Here is a 19,498-nt window from a genome sequence, read left to right as displayed (position 1 = left end):
AGCGCGCGATTGGAAACCTTCACCGGACGTTTATACCTTGGCGCGATCTAAGGTCCGGAATGGTGGGAATCGACCGGATGAAAAGCGTAAACGTGATGCTGCTGCCGCTGGCGTTCGCTCTGGCGCTGACCGGATGCGGCGAAGACCCGGCCAGGCGCTTCGCCCGCGCGGGCGAAGCGTTCGCGCGTCACGATTATCTGGCGGCGCAGGGAGACCTCGCCGCCGCGCTCGCCGCGATGCCTGACGATCCCAAGGTTCTGGAACTGCATGCGCGCAATGCGCTGGCCATGGGCGATGGCGTCGCTGCCGGGGCGAGCCTTGCCAAGCTGCCCGTTGCCCGCCGGCCCGGCGATTATACGCTGCTCGTCGCCGAAGCCGCGCTGCTGCGCGGCAAGAGTGCGGATGCGCTGGCGGCGCTGGGCAACGATTCCTCCGCGCAAGGCCAGCGTCTGCGCGCGCTGGCGCTGCTGGGCAAGGGCGATGCCGATGCCGCCGGGCGCGCGTTCGACATGGGCCTTGCCGCGCACCCCGACGATGCCCGCCTGCTCGCCGCCGCCGCGCGCTTCCGGCTGGGGCAGGGCGACCGGCTGGAGGCGCGGGCGCTGGTCGATCGCGCACTCCAGGCCGATGGCGGCGCGCTCGACGCGATGCTGGCCGATGGCAGGATCTCGACCGCCGAAGGCGATCTGGCACGGGCGCTCGCCTCCTACGACAAGGCGGCGAAGGCCTATCCCGGCAACCTGCCCGCGCTGGTGGGTCGCGCGGGCGTACTCGGCGATCTCGGGCGGCTCGACCAGCTCGAACAGGCGATCAAGGGGCTGACGGGCGTGGGCAGCGATGCTGACGTCACCTATCTCTCGGCCCGCCTCGCGGCTGCGCGCGGGCAATGGCAGAAGGTGCGCGATCTGCTCCAGAGCGACGAGGGCAAGCTGGCCGGGCGCGACGATGCCGCCGTGCTCTATGCGCAGGCGCTGGTGGCGCTGGGCCAGCCCGAACAGGCGCGCGCCCGGCTCGCCCCGCTGCTCGCGCGCCACCCCGAAAACCTCGTGGTGCGGCGCGAACTGGCCAAGGCGCAACTCGCCGGGCGCGATGCGGCGGGCGCGGTGGCGACGCTGCGCCCCTTCGCCACCAGCAAGACCGCCTTGCCCGAAGACCTGCGCCTGCTGGCGCAGGCGGCGAAGGCTGCGGGCGATACCGATCTGGCCTCGTACGAAGCGCGCGCGCGCTTTCCCAGTCCGCGCGCCATGGGGGCGCTGCTCGCCGATGGCGATCTTGCCATGCGGCAGGGCAACTGGGGCAATGCGGTCGATGCCTACGAACGCATCCTCGCCGCCACCGATGGCCGCAACGCGATGGTGCTGAACAACCTCGCCTGGGCCTACGGACAGCTGGGCAACACCGACAAGGCGGTCGATTTCGCAGGCCGCGCGTTGCAACAGGCCCCGGGCAACCCTTCGGTGATGGATACGCTCGGCTGGCTGCTGGTCACCTCGGGCAAGGATCGCGCGCGCGGTGTGCAATTGCTGCGCGATGCGGCGGCCAAGGCCCCGCAGAACGGCACGATCCAGCGCCACTATGCCGAGGCGCGCAAGGGCTAGGGCAAAGAGAGGCGTCGCTGCGCTGCCCCAAACGAAAAGAGCCGACCCGAAGGCCGGCTCTTGTCCAAGACCGTTGCGGCAAGCTTCAGGCGCGGCGCAGCACCTGGCGGCGGCGCGACAGGGCGAGCCCGGCAAGGCCGAGCGCGAACAGGCCGAGCATTCCCGGCTCGGGTACGGCGGTGCCGCCCGTGCTGGTCGAGGTGCTGGTGCTGGTGGTGATGGTGCCCGCGCCGCTGGCCGAGCTGATGCCCGGCACGCCGACGATCGACTGATACCGCACGAAGAAGTCGCTCAGCGTAACCGCCGTGGCGGGCGAGGAGAACGACAGCGAGAACGAGCCGGTGCCCGTCTGGCCCAGCGTCAGGCCACCGCTGCCACCGCCCGCGCACGACCCCGTGGTGGCGTCCTTGAAGCAGACGTCGACGGTGCCGATGCCGTTGGGATAGTTCGAATTGAGCGTCGTCTGCGCGAACGCCCCGGTCGAGGTCGCGCTGGCGATCGTCGGATCGGTGTTGAACGCGAAGCTCGAAATGCGCGAGCCGTCTACAGGCGTGGTGCTGGTGTTCGTCACCGAATAGTCGAAGCTGTAGGTGTTGCCCGAAACGCCCGTCAGCGTGAACGTGGTCGAGCCGGTAAGCCCGCCGATCGAGGCGCCGCCGTTGCCGCTGTAGCCGTTGTAGGTCAGCGTCACGGTCTTGTTGATGTCGCCCGAGCCGAACACCATCGAATCGGCGAAGGCCGTGCCGGTGAAGGCGAAAGTGGCCGCTGCGGCAAGGCTGGCGATGGTCCGGGTCAGGCGCATGGTGCGGGCATCCACTGGTTAACGGTTTCTGCCGTTACGCTACGCAAAACACGTGCCAGTGGCGCTATTCAGCCATTTTTAATGGTTAACATCTTGGCTGTTGTAAAAGCGTCCGACAATTTCGGCGCCGCCTTCACCGAAATTTCAGCGCTCGCTGGCAAGCCCGTTGGTCATGACGTCCCGTACATCGCACCTGATCCTCGCCCCTCTGTTCCTCGCGCTCGCCGCCTGCGGGCAGGGCGGGGGCGACCATGCGGGCAGGGCGCGCGCCGCCTTCGCCGCCGACGACTACGCAGGCGCCCGTGTCGAGGCGCTGGCTGCGCTGGAGAGCGACGGGCGCAATGCCGACCTGCTCGCGCTGCTGATCGAAAGCCAGTTGCGCATGGGCGATGGCGATGGCGCGCAGGCGACCTTGCGGCGGCTGATCGAGGCCGGACGCGGCGGGCCGGAACTGGCGCGCTGGAAGGCCGAAGCGGCGCTGCTGCGGGGGCAGCCGCGCGCAGCGCTGGAATGGGTCGCCAATGACGAAAGCGCGGGCGGCTGGCGCATCCGCGCCGCCGCGCTGGTCGCGCTCAAGGACTATGCGGGCGCGAGCGCGGCCTATCGCCGCGGCACGGCGGGCCAGCCCGACCTGCTGCTGGCGCGCGACCACGCGCGGATGCTGCTGGAGGCGCAGGACTGGACCGGCGCGGCCGCCGCGCTCGCGGTGATGCAGCGCCTTGCGCCGGATGTGCTCGATACGCGGCTGGTCGCGGGCGAACTCGCGCTCAAGCAGGGCCGCCGCGACGAGGCGGCGAAGATTTATGACGATGCCATCGCCGCCAGCCCGCGGCGGGTCGAGCCGCTGCTCGCCCGCGCCGCGCTGGCCGACATGGCGGGCAAGGTCGACGCCGCCGCCGCGCTCGTCGCCCGCGCCGCCGCGCTCGCGCCCGCCGATCCGCGCGTGATCGAGATGACCGTGCAGGTCGCGGCCGAAAAGGGCGATTGGGAACAAGTGCGCACCACGCTCGCACCGCAGGAAGCCGATCTCGATCCGCGCTCGCCCAACGGCCTCAAATATGCCGAGGCGCTGCTGGCGCTGAACCATCCCGAACAGGCCCGCGCGATCTTTGCCAAGGCGCTGCTGCTCTCGCCGCAGAATCCCTTTGCGCGGATCATGCTGGGCGAAGCGGAACTGGCGACCGGCGACGGGGCAGGGGCCTTGCGAACGATCCGCCCGCTCGCGGATTCGGCGCTGGCGGGCCCGCGCGAACTCGATCTGGCGATGCGCGCGGGCCGTGCGGCGCACGATCCGGCGGGCGATGCCTATGCCGCGCGCCTCGCCTCGCCCGCGTTCAAGGCTGCACAGGCCGCGCTGGGTGAAGCGCGCGCGGCGCTGGGGCGGCAGGACTGGGCGGGCGCAATGGCAGCGGTCCAGCGCGTGCCCGGCGCGGACGGCGATGCCGAGGCGCAGAAGCTGCTGGCCTTCGCGGCGAGCAAGGCTGGCCGCGCCGACGAAGCCCTGGCCCATGCCGATCGCGCGCTGGAGCTTAGCCCCCGCAACCCCGACATGATTCACCTCGCGGGGCTGGTCCGGCTGGAAGCCGGGCGCGACCACGAGGCGATGGTGCGGCTGTTGAAGCAGGCGAGCGAGGCGGACCCCGCCAACCGCCTGTTCCGCGCCGATCTGGTGCGGGCTGGCGCGGCGCGCTGAGCGCCGCGCGGCCACGCTATCCGAAAATCAGCCGCGGCGACGACGTGCGAGGCCCAGGCCGGCAAGGCCCATCGCCATCAGGCCGAGCATGCCCGGCTCCGGCACTGCGGTCGGCGGGGTCACGCCGCCCGTGGTGGTGCCGCCCGACGTGGTCGTGGTGCCGCCCGAAGTCGTGGTGGTACCGCCCGACGTGGTGGTGGTGCCACCCGAAGTCGTCGTGGTGCCGCCCGAGGTCGTCGAGGTGGTGGTCGACGAGCTGGTCGTGCTCGAGCTGGTGCTCGAACCCGTGCACATGCCCGAGCCGGTCGAGTCCCCGCAGTTGCAGTAGTGGACGTGCCACCAGGTCGCATGGGCCGGCGTGGCGGCGAGCGAGCCGAGGAGGGCGGTGGTGGCGATGACGAGCGAGCGCTTCACGATCTGGAGTCCCCTGTTGGTAATTCGGTTAACTCCATCAAAAGCAAATCCGGTGCCAAACGCCGATTTCTGCGGACTTTGCTGGTTAATCGCCGATGATCCACCCGCCATGTGTAAATCGTTCCGACCGTCCGAATCGGATAATTAATATGGCTTTCACAGCCGGTTACGTAACGCTTCCGCGACGGTTTCAGTCCTGCTGGCGCAGCGCCACGTCGTTCATGAAGCGGGTGTCGTCGCCCTTGGCCAGCCAGTCCGCCTCGCTCCCGACCGCGCCCAGCATCTCGGCCAGGTCGTCCTGTTCGGCCTTGGCATAGTTGCCCAACACATAGCCGTGGACGCGGTCCTTGTGACCCGGATGCCCGATGCCCAGCCGCACGCGGCGGAAGTCCGGGCCCAGGTGCTGGTCGATCGAGCGCAGCCCGTTGTGCCCGGCGCTGCCGCCACCGCGCTTCACCTTGACCTTGAAGGGGGCGAGATCCAGTTCGTCATGGAACACGGTCAGCGCGTCGGTGCCCAGCTTGTAGAAGCGCAGCGCCTCGCCCACGGCGCGGCCGCTTTCGTTCATGAAAGTGGCAGGCTTGAGCAGCAGCACCTTGTGCGTGCCGATGCGGCCTTCCTGCACCCAGCCCTGGAACTTCTTCAGCACCGGGCCGAAGTTGTGAATCTCGGCGATTGTGTCGAGCGCCATGAAGCCGACGTTGTGGCGATTGAGCGCATATTGAGGCCCCGGATTGCCGAGCCCGACCCAGACTTGCATCGCTGTTGTTCCCGAAAAGACGTGGCCGCGCCATGCCAGAAGCCGGCGGGCAAAAAAAGAACCCCTCCGGCCCGAAGGCGGGAGGGGTTCCCTTGTTCGTTGCGTCCTTCCGTTGCCGGAAGGCCACCATGTCGGGCGATCAGCCCTCCTTGGTGGTGTCGCCTTCTTCGCTCTTGAGCGCCGAAGGGGCGACCACGGTGGCGATGGTGAAGTCGCGATCGGTGATCGCGCTCTTCACGCCGGCCGGCAGGGTCACCGCGCTGATGTGGATCGATTCGCCCACGTCGTAGCCCGACACGTCGATGACGACGTCATCGGGGATCGCATCCGGGGCGCAGACCAGTTCCAGCTCGTGACGGACGATGTTCAGCACGCCGCCCTTCTTGAGACCGGGCGACTTGTCTTCGTTGGCGAAGATCACTGGCACGCTGACGTGCACGACATGGTCGGCCGAGATGCGCAGGAAGTCGACGTGTTCCGGGCGATCCGAAACGGGGTTGAAGGCAACGTCCTTGGGCAGGGTGCGAACGGTCTGGCCGCCCACGGTCAGCTCGACGATCGAGTTGAAGAAGTGGCCGGTGCCCAGCGCCTTGACCAGCGCCTTTTCTTCGACGTGGATCGCGATGGGTTCCTGCTTCTCGCCATAGATCACGGCGGGGGTGCGGCCTTCGCGACGCAGAGTACGGGAGGCTCCCTTGCCAACCCGATCGCGCGTCTCGGCAGCCAGCGTAAGCGTCTCGCTCATGGACTGTACCTTCCGAAAATTGCTTGTTGTTCCAATTCTCCCGCCACGCCTCCAGGGATGACCATGACGGGGAAGCGGCGGCCCTTAGCCGATCGGGCGCGAAAAGCAAGGAAAAGCGGGACGAGGGCGGAATGGCTGGTTGCGCCCGGTTGCGGACATTTGACTCTAATACTGCTGAAGCTGAGAGACGCGTTTTTGGACTTCGGCCGCGAAGCAATCGGAAGTTGCTTCGTCGAGGATTTTGGCGTCATTTCCGAGCCAGCAACTCTCATTCAGGCGTGCAAGCCAAACCCTCTGAGAATTGCGAAGAGATAACCGGTCTTTTGGCGGTAGCGACCTCATCTTGTTTTGGTAAGTGCGGTTTAGAAGCGCATCGAGTCTAGATAGGCGCCGACATTCCGATCTTTCTAGGCCCCAATGTACATTTCCGGTTTGGGGTCCCATTTCAAGGCACTTGCCCGCCACGTACAGAAAGTCGCCATCCGGATAAGGGGTGGCTTGTGCCAGTAGAAGTGAGAAGAAAAACGACAAGCCTGATGTCCTCCCTCAGCATTTAAGCTGGCATGGCCAGCCGAGCCTGTCCACTTTCGTCCTTCATGCGAACGACCGCTTCCCACCTAAACACTACCGTCGCCCCGTGCTTGACACGGGGCTCGGCTTCCCTTGCGCCCCCTCGTTTGGCATGCTGGCGCGATGGAAAAGGGCGGCTGGGTCTACATCATGGCAAACCGCTTTCGCGGCGGGATGTACGTTGGCGTCACCTCCGATCTGATCCGTCGCGTATGGCAGCATCGTGAAGGTCGGGGCTCGATCCACGTAACGGACTTTGACAAGACCAGGCTGGTCTATGCCGAGCGGCATGCGGAAATCGAACAGGCCATTGCCCGCGAGAAACTGGTCAAGAAATGGCGCCGGGAATGGAAATTCGCGCTGATCGAGGCGGACAATCCCGACTGGCTTGACCTTTGGGGCCAGTGGTATCCGGTGCCGGCATCGCAAAGCGAGAGCGCAAAGTAGCCAAGCCCCGTGTTAAGCACGGGGCGACGGAGAGCTTATCTGTCAGTTTGGCAGCGACCACCCAATCCCGGTCGCGCCGCTAACAACTGAACTTGTCCCCGCCACCTAGTCGACCCGACGCACCTTCCAGCCGCGCGCCATCAGCATCCGCGGCAAGCCGTCGCTGCCCGCGACGTGCGCCGCGCCGACCGCGACGAAGGGCCGCGCACCGCGCTTCATCATCGCGTCGATCTGGTCCGCCCATGACCGGTTGCGACCATCGAGCAGCGCTTCGTGGATCTGCGCGTCGGCGAGGAAGCCGGTGGTCGATTCGCGCGCGATGCCCAGATCGTCGCCGCGCAGCCACAGTTGCATCATGTCGGCCTCGTCGTCCTTTGCGTCGACCACTTCGACCGCCACCTGTTCGAGCAGCACCTGCTGCGCGCGCGGGGGCAGGCGGTCGAACACGCCGAACTGGCCGTCGAGCGTTTCCAGCCCCTCGACCGGGCGATTGCCGTTCATCCGCCGCAGTTCCGGTTCGACGCCGCTATCGGGCATCATGCCTTCCTTCTGCCCGCCGATCGCCGCGATCTGGAGCGCGACGGCCCAGTCTTCCTGATCCTTGAACCCGGCATCGTTCAGGCCGAGCTTGCGATAGGCCCTGGCCAGCACGTCGCGATATTTCGGCCCGACGCGCGCAGAGGGCGGCGGCAGTCCTTCGGTAAAGGCCAGCCGCCCCATCGCTTCGCCCGCCACCTTGTCGTCGAGTGGTTCGCCGATCTCCAGCACCAGCCGGTCGGCCGAAGCCAGCGCCTGCTCGATGGCCGGGCGCTTCCACGGCGTGTTGAGGGGCAGGGCATGGATCGTGCCGAACAGCCAGCCGTGAACGCCGGTCTCGTTGGAGACTTCCCACAGGGCCACCTTGGCGGGGGGCTGGGTGGGGGCGGGGGCGTGGCATCCGGCCAGCAGCAGGATGGCGAGCAGAAGGCGCAAGGGACGGGTCATCGGCGCCAGCGATGAACCAGCCCGCCACGCGCCGCAAGCCGCCATTTTCGCGCCCTTCGCTGTCGCGCAAAGGTTGATTTGAAGCGCCCTATCGGCCAAAGCCCGCGCCATCATGGCCGATACCGCACAACCGCCGCTCAGCCTGCAGGACATGATCCTGCGCCTTCATGCTTTCTGGGGCGATCAGGGCTGCCTGATTCTCCAGCCCTACGACATGCGCATGGGCGCGGGTACCTTCCACCCCGCCACCACCCTGCGCGCGCTGGGGCCGGAACCGTGGAACGCCGCGTTCGTCCAGCCGTGCCGTCGCCCGACCGATGGCCGCTATGGCGAAAACCCCAACCGGCTGCAGCACTATTACCAGTATCAGGTGATCCTCAAGCCCAGCCCGGAAAACCTGCAGGAACTCTACCTGCAGAGCCTTGCGGTGATCGGCATCGATCCGCTGGTGCACGACATCCGCTTCGTCGAGGACGATTGGGAATCGCCCACGCTCGGCGCCTGGGGTCTGGGCTGGGAAGTGTGGTGCGACGGGATGGAAGTCACCCAGTTCACCTATTTCCAGCAGATGGGCGGCTTCGATTGCCGCCCCGTGGCGGGCGAGCTGACCTACGGCCTCGAACGCCTCGCCATGTACATCCAGGGCGTCGACAACGTCTACGACTTGGCGTTCAACAATCATGGCGTGAGCTATGGCGACGTGTTTCTCGAAAACGAGAAGCAGATGTCGAAGTGGAACTTCGAGGTGGCCGATACCGACAGCCTGTTCGAAGGCTTCCGCCGCGCCGAAGAGGAATGCCGCCGCTCGCTCGATGCGAACGTGCCCATCGCCGCCTATGAACAGGCGATCGAGGCCAGCCACCTGTTCAACCTGTTGCAGGCGCGCGGCGTGATCTCGGTGCAGGAACGCGCCAGCTACATGGGCCGTGTCCGCGACCTCGCGCGCGGCAGTTGCGAAGCCTACATGGCCAAGTTCAAGGACGAATGGGCCGCAAAGTATCCGGAGTGGGCGGCATGAACGCGGCAGACTTTCTTCTCGAACTGCGCTGCGAGGAAATCCCCGCGCGCATGCAGGCCGGTGCGCGCGCCGATCTGGAAAAGCTGTTCCGCAAGGAGCTGGACGCAGCCGGCCTCAAGCCCGGCGCGATCACCGTGTGGTCCACGCCGCGCCGTCTTGCGCTGATCGCGCGTGACCTGCCGCTGGCAACGCAGGCGGTCAGCGAGGAAGCCAAGGGCCCGCGCACCAGCGCCCCCGCACAGGCGCTCGAAGGCTTCCTGCGCAAGACCGGCCTCACCAAGGATCAACTGACCGAACGCGACGGCGTGTGGTTCGCGATCACCGAAAAGCCGGGCCGCGCCACCGAGGACGTACTCGCCGCCGCGATTCCTGCGATCATCCGCGCCTTCCCCTGGCCCAAGAGCCAGCGCTGGGGCGCCGCCTCGATCGCCACCGATGCCTTGCGCTGGGTGCGCCCGCTGTCGGGCATCGTCGCGATCCTGGGCGAAGACCTCGTCGAATGCGAAGTCGGCGGCATCCGCTCGGGCTACGCCACGATGGGCCATCGCTTCCACCATTCGGGTGAGATCACCATCGGCGGCGCGCACGATTATGCCGACAAGCTGCGCGCGTGCCACGTGATCGTCGATCATGTCGAGCGTGAGGGGCTTGTGCGTTCGCAGGCGAGTGCAGCCGCGCAGGCCGCCGGCCTCGTGCTGGTCGAGGACGAGGGCCTCGTCATCGAAAACGCCGGGCTGACCGAATGGCCCGTGCCGCTGCTGGGCCGCTTCGACGAAGCCTTCCTCGACGTGCCGCCCGAAGTCATCCAGCTGACCGCGCGCGTCAACCAGAAGTACTTCATCTGCCGCGATGCGAATGGCAAGCTGGCCAACGCCTTCGTCTGCACCGCCAACATCGCCGCCACCGACGGCGGCGCGGCCATCGTCGACGGCAACCGCAAGGTGCTGGCCGCGCGCCTTTCCGACGCCCGCTTCTTCTGGGAGCAGGACAAGAAGAAGCCGCTTGCCGCACAGGCCGAAAAGCTGGGCCGCATCACCTTCCATGAAAAGCTGGGAACGGTGGCGGACAAGGTTGCGCGCGTGGCGAAGCTGGCGGAATGGCTGGCGAGCGAAGGCATTGTGCCGAATTGCGACCCCGCGCTGGCGCGGCAGGCGGCGGAACTGTGCAAGGCCGATCTCGTCACCGAGATGGTTGGCGAATTCCCCGAACTGCAAGGCCTGATGGGCGGCTACTACGCCCGCGCCGAAGGCCTGCCCGATGCCGTGGCCGACGCCATCCGCGACCACTACAAGCCGGTCGGGCAGGGCGACGACGTGCCGACCGCGCCGGTGACGGTGGCCGTGGCGCTTGCGGATAAGCTGGATACGCTGCGCAGCTTCTTCGCCATCGACGAGAAGCCCACCGGCTCGAAGGACCCCTTCGCGCTGCGCCGCGCCGCGCTTGGGATCATCCGCCTGATTACCGAGAACGACCTGCGCATGAGTGCGGGCGAGGGCGACCTCCTCGCCTTCTTCGCCGACCGTCTCAAGGTCCAGCAGAAGGAAGCCGGCGTCCGCCACGACCTGATCGACGCCGTGTTCGCGCTCGGCGGCGAGGACGATCTCGTCCGCCTGCTCGCCCGCGTCCATGCGTTGCAGGCCTTCGTCGGCACCGAGGACGGCACCAACCTGCTCGCAGGATACAAGCGCGCCGCCAACATCCTCAAGAAGGAAGAGTACACGCCGGCGGAAGCGGCCTATGCGCCCGAACCCGCCGAAGCCGCGCTCATCGCCGCGCTCGATGCCGCCGAACCCCAGGCGGAAGGCGCCGTCGCGGCCGAGGATTTCACCGCCGCGATGGCCGCGCTGGCCAGCTTGCGGGCGCCGATCGACGCGTTCTTTGATCAGGTGACGGTGAACGATGCAGATGCGAACAAGCGCGCCTCGCGCCTCGGGATTCTGTCCCGGTTTCGTGCTGCAGTGCACAAAGTTGCAGACTTCTCGAGGATCGAGGGCTAAGGCGGCGTGACGGTCGGGCCAGCAAGGCCCGGCCCCACGACCTGTTTGGGAGCGTCGGCGGTATCATGAGTGCATACGTATTCCATTTCGGCGGTGGCGCGGTTTCGGACAGCGCACGCGCGAAGGACAAGACGATTGTCGGCGGCAAGGGCGCGAACCTTGCGGAAATGGCCAGCATCGGCCTGCCGGTGCCCCCGGGCCTGACGATCAGCACCGAAGTCTGCGCACTCTACAACGACAACGGCAAGACCTTTGATGCGGACCTGCGCGCCGCCGTCGCCGCTGGCGTGGCGCATATCGAGCAGGTCACGGACCGCGTCTTCGGCGATGCCGCCAATCCGCTGCTGGTCTCGGTCCGCTCGGGCGCGCGCGTGTCGATGCCGGGCATGATGGACACCGTGCTCAACCTCGGCCTCAACGACGCGACCGTCGAAGGCCTGGCCGCCGGCTCGGGCGATGCGCGCTTCGCGTGGGACAGCTACCGCCGCTTCATCCAGATGTATTCCGACGTTGTGCTCGGCCTCGATCATCATCGCTTCGAGGACGCGCTCGAAATCGTGAAGGAAGACAACGGCTTCTTCAACGATGTCGAGATGGGGGCCGAACACTGGCAGGCGCTCGTCGGCCAGTACAAGGCGATCGTGGCCGAAGAACTGGGCTGCCCGTTCCCGCAGGACGTGAACGAACAGCTGTGGGGCGCCATCGCCGCCGTGTTCGAAAGCTGGGAATCGGACCGCGCCAAGGTCTACCGCAAGCTCAACGACATTCCGCAGAGCTGGGGCACCGCCGTCAACGTGCAGGCGATGGTGTTCGGCAACATGGGCGATACCAGCGCCACCGGCGTTGCCTTCACCCGTGATCCCGCGACCGGCGAGAAGGCTTATTACGGCGAATGGCTGGTCAATGCGCAGGGCGAGGACGTGGTCGCGGGCATCCGCACCCCGCAGTACCTGACGCTGCGCGCGCGCGAAGCGGCAGGGGCCAAGCCGCTGTCGATGGAAGAGGCGATGCCGCAGGCCTACGCCGAACTCGCCGCTGTCTTTGAGCTGCTGGAAAAGCACTACAAGGACATGCAGGACATCGAGTTCACCGTGGAGCAGGGCAAGCTGTTCATGCTCCAGACCCGCTCGGGCAAGCGCACCGCCAAGGCCGCGCTCAAGATGGCGGTGGACATGGTGGCCGAAGGACTGATCGACGAAGCCACCGCGATCCGCCGGATCGACCCGATGGCGCTCGACCAGCTGTTGCACCCCACGCTCGATCCCAAGGCGGTGCGCGATGTGCTCACGCGCGGCCTGCCCGCCAGCCCCGGCGCGGCGAGCGGCGCGGTGGTGTTCGATGCCGATACCGCGCAGACGCTGGCCGAACGTGGCGATGCGGTGATTCTCGTCCGCGTCGAGACCAGCCCCGAAGACATCCACGGCATGCACGCGGCCAAGGGCATCCTGACCGCGCGTGGCGGCATGACCAGCCACGCTGCCGTGGTGGCGCGCGGCATGGGCCGTCCCTGCGTCTCGGGCGCGTCCGCGCTATCGATCGACATGAAGACCCGCACCGCGCGCATCGGCAACCGCGAGATCGCCGAAGGCGACGTGATTACGCTCGATGGTTCGAACGGCGATGTCATGGCGGGCCGGGTCGCGACCGTGGAGCCCGAACTCGTCGGCGACTTCGGCACGCTGATGGTCTGGGCCGACAAGCACCGCCGGATGAAGGTGCGCACCAACGCCGAAACCCCGCTCGATTGCCAGGTCGCGCGCCAGTTCGGCGCCGAAGGCATCGGCCTGTGCCGCACCGAACACATGTTCTTCGAAGCGGGCCGTATCTCGTTGGTTCGCCAGATGATTCTGGCCGAGGACGAAGCGGGCCGCCGCGCCGCGCTCGCCAGGCTGCTGCCCGAACAGCGCAGCGACTTCCAGGCGATCTTCGAGGTCATGGCGGGCCTGCCCGTCACCATCCGCCTGCTCGATCCGCCGCTGCATGAATTCCTGCCGCACGCCGATGCCGAGTTCGAGGAACTGGCCGAAGCGACCGGGCTCGGCGTCGATCACCTCAAGCGGCGTGCCGGGGAACTGCACGAATTCAACCCGATGCTCGGCCATCGCGGGTGCCGTCTCGGCATCACCTTCCCCGAAATCTACGAGATGCAGGCGCGCGCGATCTTCGAAGCGGCGTGCGACGTCGCGCTCGCCAGTGGCGAAGCGGTCGTGCCCGAAGTGATGATCCCGCTCGTCGCCACCAAGCGCGAGCTGGAAATCCTGCGCGCGCTGGTCGATCGCGTTGCGGCAGAGGTCTTTGCCGAAAAGGGCAAGGTGCTGGACTACATGGTCGGCACCATGATCGAACTGCCGCGCGCCGCGCTGATGGCGGGCGAGATCGCAGAGGAAGCCAAGTTCTTCTCGTTCGGCACCAACGACCTGACGCAGACCACGCTCGGCGTCAGCCGCGACGATGCCGCGCGCTTCCTCAACCCTTACGTCGATCAGGGCATCTACCCGCGCGATCCGTTCGTCAGCCTCGACATCGAAGGCGTCGGCCAGCTGGTCGAACTGGCGGCGGAGCGCGGCCGCAAGACGCGGCCCGACCTCAAGCTCGGCATCTGCGGCGAACACGGTGGTGATCCCGCCTCGATCGCGTTCTGCGAAAAGACCGGCCTCGATTACGTCTCGGCCAGCCCCTACCGTGTGCCGATCGCGCGGCTTGCGGCGGCGCAGGCGGCGCTGGGCTGAAACGGACAAGGGCGGCGGGGCCATGTGGTCCCGCCGCCCTTTTCGCGTTGGAAAGCGCGGGGCACGCCGCGCTTTCGATCAATACTTGTACGACTGTCCGCCGTCGATCGGCACGGTGGTACCGTTGATGAACGGCGCTTCGCCCGACAGCAGGAACGCGACCAGCGCGGCCACTTCCTCGGGCCGCCCAAAGCGCTTCATCGGGTTGACCGAGACGAACTGCTGGCCGACTTCTTCCCAGTTGTCGCCGCCGATCTGGCGCAGCGATCCCTCGACCATCGCGGTCATGATCGCGCCCGGCGCAATCGCGTTGATCTGGATTCCGAACGCGCCATATTCGACCGCCGAGTTGCGGGTCAGGCCGACCACGCCGTGCTTGGCGGCGGCATAGCCGCTCTGGTTGCCCACGCCCCGGATGCCGCCGACCGATGCGGTGTTGACGATCGCGCCCGATCCTTGCGCGTGCATCACCTTGAGCACGGCGGCCATGCCGAAGAACACGCCGTCGAGGTTGACCGAGATCACGCGGTGGAATTCTTCCGCGCCGAAGTTCTCGGTCAGGTTCTGGCGGCCTTCGATCCCGGCGTTGTTGAAGAAGCCGTCGATCCGGCCATGCGCGGCGACGGCGGCATCGACATAGGCCTGCACTTGTGCGGCATCCGAAACGTCGGCCTGCACCAGCGTGACCTTGGCGTCGGCGGGCAGGGTCGCCTTGGCCGCTTCCAGCCAGTCCTGCCGCAGATCGACCAGCACCTGCGTCGCGCCTTCCGCCGCCAGCCGCTGCACGGTCGCAAGACCCAGGCCCGAGCCTGCGCCGGTGGTGATGACGACCTTGTCCTTGAAGCGCATTCCTTCATCCTCTCTGTCGTTCCGGCCCATGCCGGATCGCCGCGCAAGTTGAAGGTCCGTGCGCGTGCGCTCAACTGATGGAAACGGGAGTATCAGAACTTTGGCGCGCGTAGCGGCTTGGCCCATCCGCTTAGGGTAAGTATTTCGAATTCCTCGATAAATTTAGTTTCTGTTGAAAGCCGCTCGAATGCCTGCTGCGCCCGCGTCCAGCCGGAACGGCCCAGCGGCGGCGCCTTTCGTTGAAGGCAGCAACCAAGGCCCTGTGCATGCACATCGTCAACTAAACCCCGCAGCGAGCGGTAGCTGACCTTCAGCGAACGGCTGTCGATCACCGGATCAGCGAAGCCCGCGCGTTGCAGCAGTTGCCCGCCCGCGCGCACATCGACTTGCGGGTGGATGCGCGCCGCCGGGCGATCGCCGTCGGCTTCCAGCATCAGCGCACGCAGGCCGGTCACGCTGCCTGCGCCCATCATGCTGATCACCGCCAGCCCATCGGGCCGCAGCGCGCGGCGCAAGTGGACCATCGCGCCGGGCAGGTCGTTGACGGTGTCGAGCGTGCCCAGGCTGGCGATCAGGTCGAAGCCTTCGGCAAAGGGCAGGGGCTGCTCCTCGTCGACCGCCACTTCGCCCGCCACCGGCGCCGGATCGGCGCGCACCACATCGCACCCTTGCGCGGACAGCGCCTCTGTGAGCTGGCCCGTCACGTCGCCGATGAGCAGGGCCCGCTGCGGTTCGTGGCGCAGGAAGGCCAGCCGTTCGAGCACGTCCTCGGCCATGTCGTCGGCGAGGAACCGCGCGGCGTTCGGGCGCTGTTGCAGGACGCGCATCCGCGCGCGCACCGCGCGGCGGCGGGCCGGGGAAAAGATCGTGGGGATCGTGGGGGAAGGGGAGCTTGCCATCGCGCGCTGCCTGCCCGCTCGCTCGTCGCTTGCCAAGGGGCTTGGCGCGGACAATGCTGGCGGCGATGGTCAACTTCGCCGCCGCGCTCGAACCCGTCGTGGACCTGGTGTTTCCACCGCGCTGCCCGCTGTGCGGCGAAGCGCTGGCGCGGCACGGCGGCCTGTGCGCGGCCTGCTGGTCGACGCTGGTGCTGCCGGGCGAGCCGAGTTGCGCGCGTTGCCAGCGTCCGCTCGCGCATCATGGCGATGGGCACGAGCCGGACGAGGGCGAATCGGGCCTCGTCTGCGCACCATGCCTTGCCCAGCCGCCGCGCCATGACGGGATCAGTGCGGCCACGCTCTACACCGAGCCATCGCGCAAGCTGGTGCTGGCCTTCAAGCACGGCCGCAAGGTAGCGCTGGCAGGCCTGCTCTCGCGCCTGATGCTGGCGCGATTGCCGGTGCTGGAGGGCGCATGGCTGATCGTGCCCGTGCCGTTGCACCGCTGGCGCCTGTGGAAGCGCGGCTACAACCAGTCGGCGCTGCTGGCGACCCGGATCGCGAAGGCACGCGGGGTGCCGCTGGTGGTCGATGCGCTCGAACGGATCAAGCCGACGCCCTCGCTCGGGGGGCTGGGGCGGCGCGCCCGAGCGCAGGCGCTGTCGGGCGCGATCCGCGCGCGGCCATCACGTGCAGGGCAACTGTTGGGCGCGCAAGTGCTGCTGGTCGATGACGTCCTGACCAGCGGGGCTACTACCGATGCCTGCGTGCGCGCGTTGAAGAAGGCCGGCGCGGCCAGGGTCCGCATCGCCTGCTTCGCGCGCGTGCTGGACGAAGCGATCGATGATGCGCGGGCGAATGCCGTGGAAGCGATGGCTGGATAGCAGGCACAAACGAAAACGCCCGGAGCCGAAACTCCGGGCGTCCTCGTGACGAATTCGGTGGCGTCGCTTTCGCGCAAGGTATGGTTCCCCCGAACCAACCGTCGCCATTTCCCTCACCATCCGATGTCGCGCCGCCCGGTGTCACCATTCGGTGTCTCACGGGATCAGCCCGAACATCGGCCCCTCGTTTTTCCCCTGAACTTTGGCGCTTTTGCGCCGCCCTGCGGCGGTTCAGATTGTGGTTCCCTCAAACCACGCAGTCTCTTTCGGACATCGCTGCCCGAAGCGGAAGTGCTATGTGAACCGCGCATGGATTTTGGACGCGATCTGTGGTTATCCTGCAACAAATGGTCGCACGCGCCGCCGGGCGCTGGCACGAATGCGAAAGGTCTGCCCCATTTCCACGCACGATAGCGAAACCACCCTGCGCGAGCTGGGCACTGTCTTCATGCCGAAGTTCGACGCTTCCGGTCTGCTCACCGCCGTCGCGGTCGACCATGCGACGGGGCAACTGCTGATGCTCGCCCACATGGATGCGCAAGCGCTGGACAAGACGCGCGAGACCGGATTCGCGCACTTCCATTCGCGTTCGCGGGGCAAGCTGTGGATGAAGGGCGAAAGCAGCGGCCACGTGCTCAAGGTGATCGAGATCCGCGTCGACTGCGATCAGGATGCGATCGAGCTGCGCTGCCAGCCGGCCGGGCCTGCCTGCCACACGCTCGCGCCCACCTGCTTCTTCCGCCGCCTTGATACCGACGGCTCGCTCGTCCGGATTGAAGATTGACGCTTACGTAAAGGTCAGTTAGCCTGCGGGGCATGTCGACCACCACGCTTGCCCACAGCTCCGATCATACCGGCCACCTCGATCATCCCGATGCGCTGGCGCGTGAAAACTTCACGATCTCGGACCTTTCGGCCGAGTTCGGGGTAACCGCGCGCGCCTTGCGCTTCTACGAGGACGAGGGGCTGATTTCGCCGACGCGGGTCGGCCTGTCGCGCATCTATTCCAAGCGTGACCGGGCGCGCCTCGCGTGGATCATGCGCGCCAAGAACGTCGGGTTCAGCCTGTCGGAAATCCGCGACATGATCGATCTCTACGATCTGGACGACGGCCGCGCCGAACAGCGCCGCGTGACCATCGCCAAGTGCCGCGAACGGATCGACAACCTCCGGCGCCAGCAGGCCGACATCGCTGCGACGATCGAGGAACTGGCCAGTTTCGTCGATCTCGTCGCCGCGCGCGAAAAGGCCGCTGGCCGCGACGTCGACTGACCCCATACCCTTCCACGAAAGGCACCCCTCATGCCCGTCTACAAGGCGCCCACGCGCGATACCCGTTTCGTGCTCAACGAACTCGTCCGGCTCGACAGCTACAGCCACCTGCCGGGCTTCGAGGGGGCGACCCGTGACATGACCGATGCGGTGATCGAGGAAGCGGGCCGCTTCACCTCCGAAGTGCTCGCGCCGCTCAACCAGGTGGGCGACCGCGAAGGCTGCATCCGCCATGCCGATGGCAGCGTGACGACACCTGCGGGCTTCAAGGAAGCCTACAACCAGTTCCGGGAAGCGGGCTGGGGCACGCTGACCGCGCCCGAACGCTTCGGCGGGCAGGGGCTGCCGCACGCGCTGGGCTTCGCCTTCGAAGAATACATGGGCGAATCGAATCAGGCCTTCGCGATGTATCCCGGCCTTGCCGCGGGCGCGATCTCGGCAATCCTGGCCAAGGGATCGGACGAGCAGCAGGCGAAGTACCTGCCGCGCATGATCTCGGGCGAATGGACCGGGACGATGAACCTGACCGAGCCGCAGTGCGGAACGGACCTTGGCCTCATCCGCACCCGCGCCGTGCCCAACGCCGATGGCTCCTATGCCGTGACCGGGACCAAGATCTTCATTTCGGCGGGCGACCACGATCTTGCCGACAACATCATCCACCTCGTGCTGGCCAAGACACCCGATGCGCCGGATTCGACCAAGGGCATCTCGCTGTTCATCGTGCCCAAGGTGCTGGTGAACGATGACGGTTCGCTGGGCGCGCGCAATGCCGTCTCGGTCGGGGCGATCGAACGCAAGATGGGCATCCACGGCAACGCCACTTGCGTCATGAACTACGATGGCGCGACCGGCTGGCTGGTGGGCGAGGAGAACAAGGGCCTCGCCGCGATGTTCATCATGATGAACGCGGCGCGTCTGGGCGTTGGCATCCAGGGGCTGGCGCAGGCCGAAGTCGCCTACCAGAATGCGGTGGTCTATGCGGGCGAGCGCCGCCAGGGCCGCGCACTGACGGGCGCGAAGGAGCCGGAGGCCAAGGCCGACCCGCTGTTCGTCCATCCCGACGTGCGCCGGATGCTGATGGACGCCAAGACCTTCACCGAAGGGATGCGCGCGCTGTCGCTGTGGGGCGGGTTGCTTGTCGATCTGTCGCACAAGGCGGCGAGCGAGGACGAGCGGCAGGAAGCCGACGACCTGATCGGCCTGCTAACGCCGGTGATCAAGGGCTATGGCACCGACATGGGTTACAAGACCGCGACCGACATGCAGCAGGTCTGGGGCGGCCACGGCTACATCATCGAGAACGGCATGGACCAGTTCGTGCGCGATGCGCGCATCGCCATGATCTACGAAGGCGCCAATGGCGTGCAGGCGATGGACCTTGCCGGACGCAAGCTGGCGCAGAACGGCGGCCGGGCGATCCAGCGCTTCTTCAAGCTGGTGGACGACGAATGCGCCGCTGCTGGCGAAGATGCGGGCGTACAGCGTGTCGCGGGCGCACTGGCCAAGGTGAATGGCGAACTGAAGGCCGCGACGATGTGGTTCATGCAGAACGCGATGGCCAATCCCGACAACCTCGGGGCCGGCGCCTATGCCTACATGACGCTGGCCGGGATCGCCGCCACCGGGCTGATGTGGCTGCGTATGGCGAAGATCGCGGCCAAGGGTGATGGCGGCGAAGATGCAGCGTTCTACCACGCCAAGCTGGTCTGCGCGCAGCACTGGGCGGCGCGCTTTGCGCCCCATGCCGGCGCGTTGCGGCGCGAGATCGAGGCCGGGGCGGAGACGGTGATGGCCTTGCCGCCCGAAGCTTTCGCGGCCTGAACCGCAATAGTCGTCCTTGACCACCTCTCTCCCG

At 67.0% G+C, this 19,498-nt stretch carries 18 protein-coding genes; 10 read left to right on the top strand and 8 right to left on the bottom strand.

Annotated elements, in window-relative coordinates; genetic code table 11:
• Positions 1-77: 77 nt before the first annotated feature.
• Positions 78-1,598, top strand: a complete 1,521-nt coding sequence (locus K3A84_RS03620; RefSeq protein WP_225007933.1) for a tetratricopeptide repeat protein — start codon at positions 78-80, stop codon at positions 1,596-1,598.
• 85 nt (positions 1,599-1,683) lie between these two features.
• Here the strand turns inward: K3A84_RS03620 and K3A84_RS03615 are convergent, their stop codons facing one another.
• Positions 1,684-2,400 carry a cistern family PEP-CTERM protein gene (locus K3A84_RS03615; protein WP_225007932.1) on the bottom strand — a complete coding sequence of 239 codons (717 nt, stop codon included), beginning with the start codon at positions 2,398-2,400 and terminating at the stop codon, positions 1,684-1,686.
• A 172-nt stretch (positions 2,401-2,572) separates the two neighbouring features.
• On the opposite strand from K3A84_RS03615, the gene K3A84_RS03610 reads away from it, so the two are divergent.
• Positions 2,573-4,093 carry a tetratricopeptide repeat protein gene (locus K3A84_RS03610; protein ID WP_225007931.1) on the top strand — a complete coding sequence of 507 codons (1,521 nt, stop codon included), beginning with the start codon at positions 2,573-2,575 and terminating at the stop codon, positions 4,091-4,093.
• Between the two features lie 27 nt (positions 4,094-4,120).
• On the opposite strand, the gene K3A84_RS03605 is transcribed toward K3A84_RS03610, so the two are convergent.
• The 4 genes from K3A84_RS03605 to K3A84_RS20610 form a co-directional block, all read right to left on the bottom strand.
• A complete protein-coding gene (locus tag K3A84_RS03605) occupies positions 4,121-4,507 on the bottom strand; it encodes a PEP-CTERM sorting domain-containing protein (RefSeq protein WP_225007930.1) in 387 nt (128 codons plus the stop codon).
• A gap of 190 nt (positions 4,508-4,697) precedes the next feature.
• Entirely contained in the window at positions 4,698-5,267 is a 570-nt protein-coding gene (gene pth / locus K3A84_RS03600) for an aminoacyl-tRNA hydrolase (RefSeq protein ID WP_225007929.1), read from the bottom strand.
• A 139-nt stretch (positions 5,268-5,406) separates the two neighbouring features.
• A complete protein-coding gene (locus K3A84_RS03595; protein WP_225007928.1) occupies positions 5,407-6,012 on the bottom strand; it encodes a 50S ribosomal protein L25/general stress protein Ctc in 606 nt (201 codons plus the stop codon).
• Positions 6,013-6,177: 165 nt separating this feature from the next.
• Entirely contained in the window at positions 6,178-6,456 is a 279-nt protein-coding gene (locus K3A84_RS20610; RefSeq protein WP_225008133.1) for a lysozyme inhibitor LprI family protein, read from the bottom strand.
• A 249-nt stretch (positions 6,457-6,705) separates the two neighbouring features.
• On the opposite strand from K3A84_RS20610, the gene K3A84_RS03585 reads away from it, so the two are divergent.
• Positions 6,706-7,029 carry a GIY-YIG nuclease family protein gene (locus K3A84_RS03585; RefSeq protein WP_225007927.1) on the top strand — a complete coding sequence of 108 codons (324 nt, stop codon included), beginning with the start codon at positions 6,706-6,708 and terminating at the stop codon, positions 7,027-7,029.
• 105 nt (positions 7,030-7,134) lie between these two features.
• On the opposite strand, the gene K3A84_RS03580 is transcribed toward K3A84_RS03585, so the two are convergent.
• On the bottom strand, positions 7,135-8,013 hold the full coding sequence (locus tag K3A84_RS03580; RefSeq protein WP_225007926.1) for a TraB/GumN family protein: 879 nt from the start codon (positions 8,011-8,013) through the stop codon (positions 7,135-7,137).
• Between the two features lie 112 nt (positions 8,014-8,125).
• Here K3A84_RS03580 and K3A84_RS03575 point away from each other — a divergent pair, with 112 nt between their 5' ends.
• The 3 genes from K3A84_RS03575 to ppdK all read left to right on the top strand — a co-directional run bounded on the left by K3A84_RS03575 (position 8,126) and on the right by ppdK (position 13,757).
• Positions 8,126-9,031, top strand: coding sequence for a glycine--tRNA ligase subunit alpha (locus K3A84_RS03575; protein ID WP_225007925.1), 906 nt, complete (start codon positions 8,126-8,128; stop codon positions 9,029-9,031).
• Positions 9,028-11,028: a glycine--tRNA ligase subunit beta gene (glyS, locus tag K3A84_RS03570; RefSeq protein WP_225007924.1), complete on the top strand. Its 2,001-nt coding sequence runs from the start codon at positions 9,028-9,030 to the stop codon at positions 11,026-11,028. Before K3A84_RS03575 ends, glyS begins: the two co-directional genes overlap by 4 nt.
• A 65-nt stretch (positions 11,029-11,093) precedes the next feature.
• Positions 11,094-13,757 (top strand): pyruvate, phosphate dikinase, encoded by a 2,664-nt coding sequence (gene ppdK / locus K3A84_RS03565; RefSeq protein WP_225007923.1) that lies wholly within the window; start codon positions 11,094-11,096, stop codon positions 13,755-13,757.
• A gap of 78 nt (positions 13,758-13,835) precedes the next feature.
• Here the strand turns inward: ppdK and K3A84_RS03560 are convergent, their stop codons facing one another.
• Both K3A84_RS03560 and K3A84_RS03555 read right to left on the bottom strand, forming a co-directional pair.
• On the bottom strand, positions 13,836-14,606 hold the full coding sequence (locus K3A84_RS03560; RefSeq protein ID WP_225007922.1) for an SDR family oxidoreductase: 771 nt from the start codon (positions 14,604-14,606) through the stop codon (positions 13,836-13,838).
• Between the two features lie 92 nt (positions 14,607-14,698).
• The gene (locus tag K3A84_RS03555) at positions 14,699-15,505 is read right to left on the bottom strand and encodes a class I SAM-dependent methyltransferase (protein ID WP_225007921.1); all 807 of its coding nucleotides are present in this window, start codon (positions 15,503-15,505) and stop codon (positions 14,699-14,701) included.
• A gap of 65 nt (positions 15,506-15,570) precedes the next feature.
• On the opposite strand from K3A84_RS03555, the gene K3A84_RS03550 reads away from it, so the two are divergent.
• The 4 genes from K3A84_RS03550 to K3A84_RS03535 all read left to right on the top strand — a co-directional run bounded on the left by K3A84_RS03550 (position 15,571) and on the right by K3A84_RS03535 (position 19,464).
• Positions 15,571-16,368, top strand: coding sequence for a ComF family protein (locus K3A84_RS03550; RefSeq protein WP_225007920.1), 798 nt, complete (start codon positions 15,571-15,573; stop codon positions 16,366-16,368).
• A 379-nt stretch (positions 16,369-16,747) separates the two neighbouring features.
• Positions 16,748-17,152, top strand: a complete 405-nt coding sequence (hisI, locus tag K3A84_RS03545; RefSeq protein WP_225007919.1) for a phosphoribosyl-AMP cyclohydrolase — start codon at positions 16,748-16,750, stop codon at positions 17,150-17,152.
• A 32-nt stretch (positions 17,153-17,184) separates the two neighbouring features.
• Positions 17,185-17,640: a MerR family transcriptional regulator gene (locus K3A84_RS03540; RefSeq protein ID WP_225007918.1), complete on the top strand. Its 456-nt coding sequence runs from the start codon at positions 17,185-17,187 to the stop codon at positions 17,638-17,640.
• Positions 17,641-17,670: 30 nt separating this feature from the next.
• A complete protein-coding gene (locus tag K3A84_RS03535; RefSeq protein WP_225007917.1) occupies positions 17,671-19,464 on the top strand; it encodes an acyl-CoA dehydrogenase C-terminal domain-containing protein in 1,794 nt (597 codons plus the stop codon).
• Positions 19,465-19,498 lie beyond the last annotated feature (34 nt).

Origin of the sequence: Novosphingobium percolationis (genome assembly GCF_020179425.1) — a bacterium.
Classification (GTDB): Bacteria; Pseudomonadota; Alphaproteobacteria; order Sphingomonadales; family Sphingomonadaceae; genus Novosphingobium; species Novosphingobium percolationis.
This window is presented reverse-complemented; position numbering and strand designations above follow the sequence as displayed.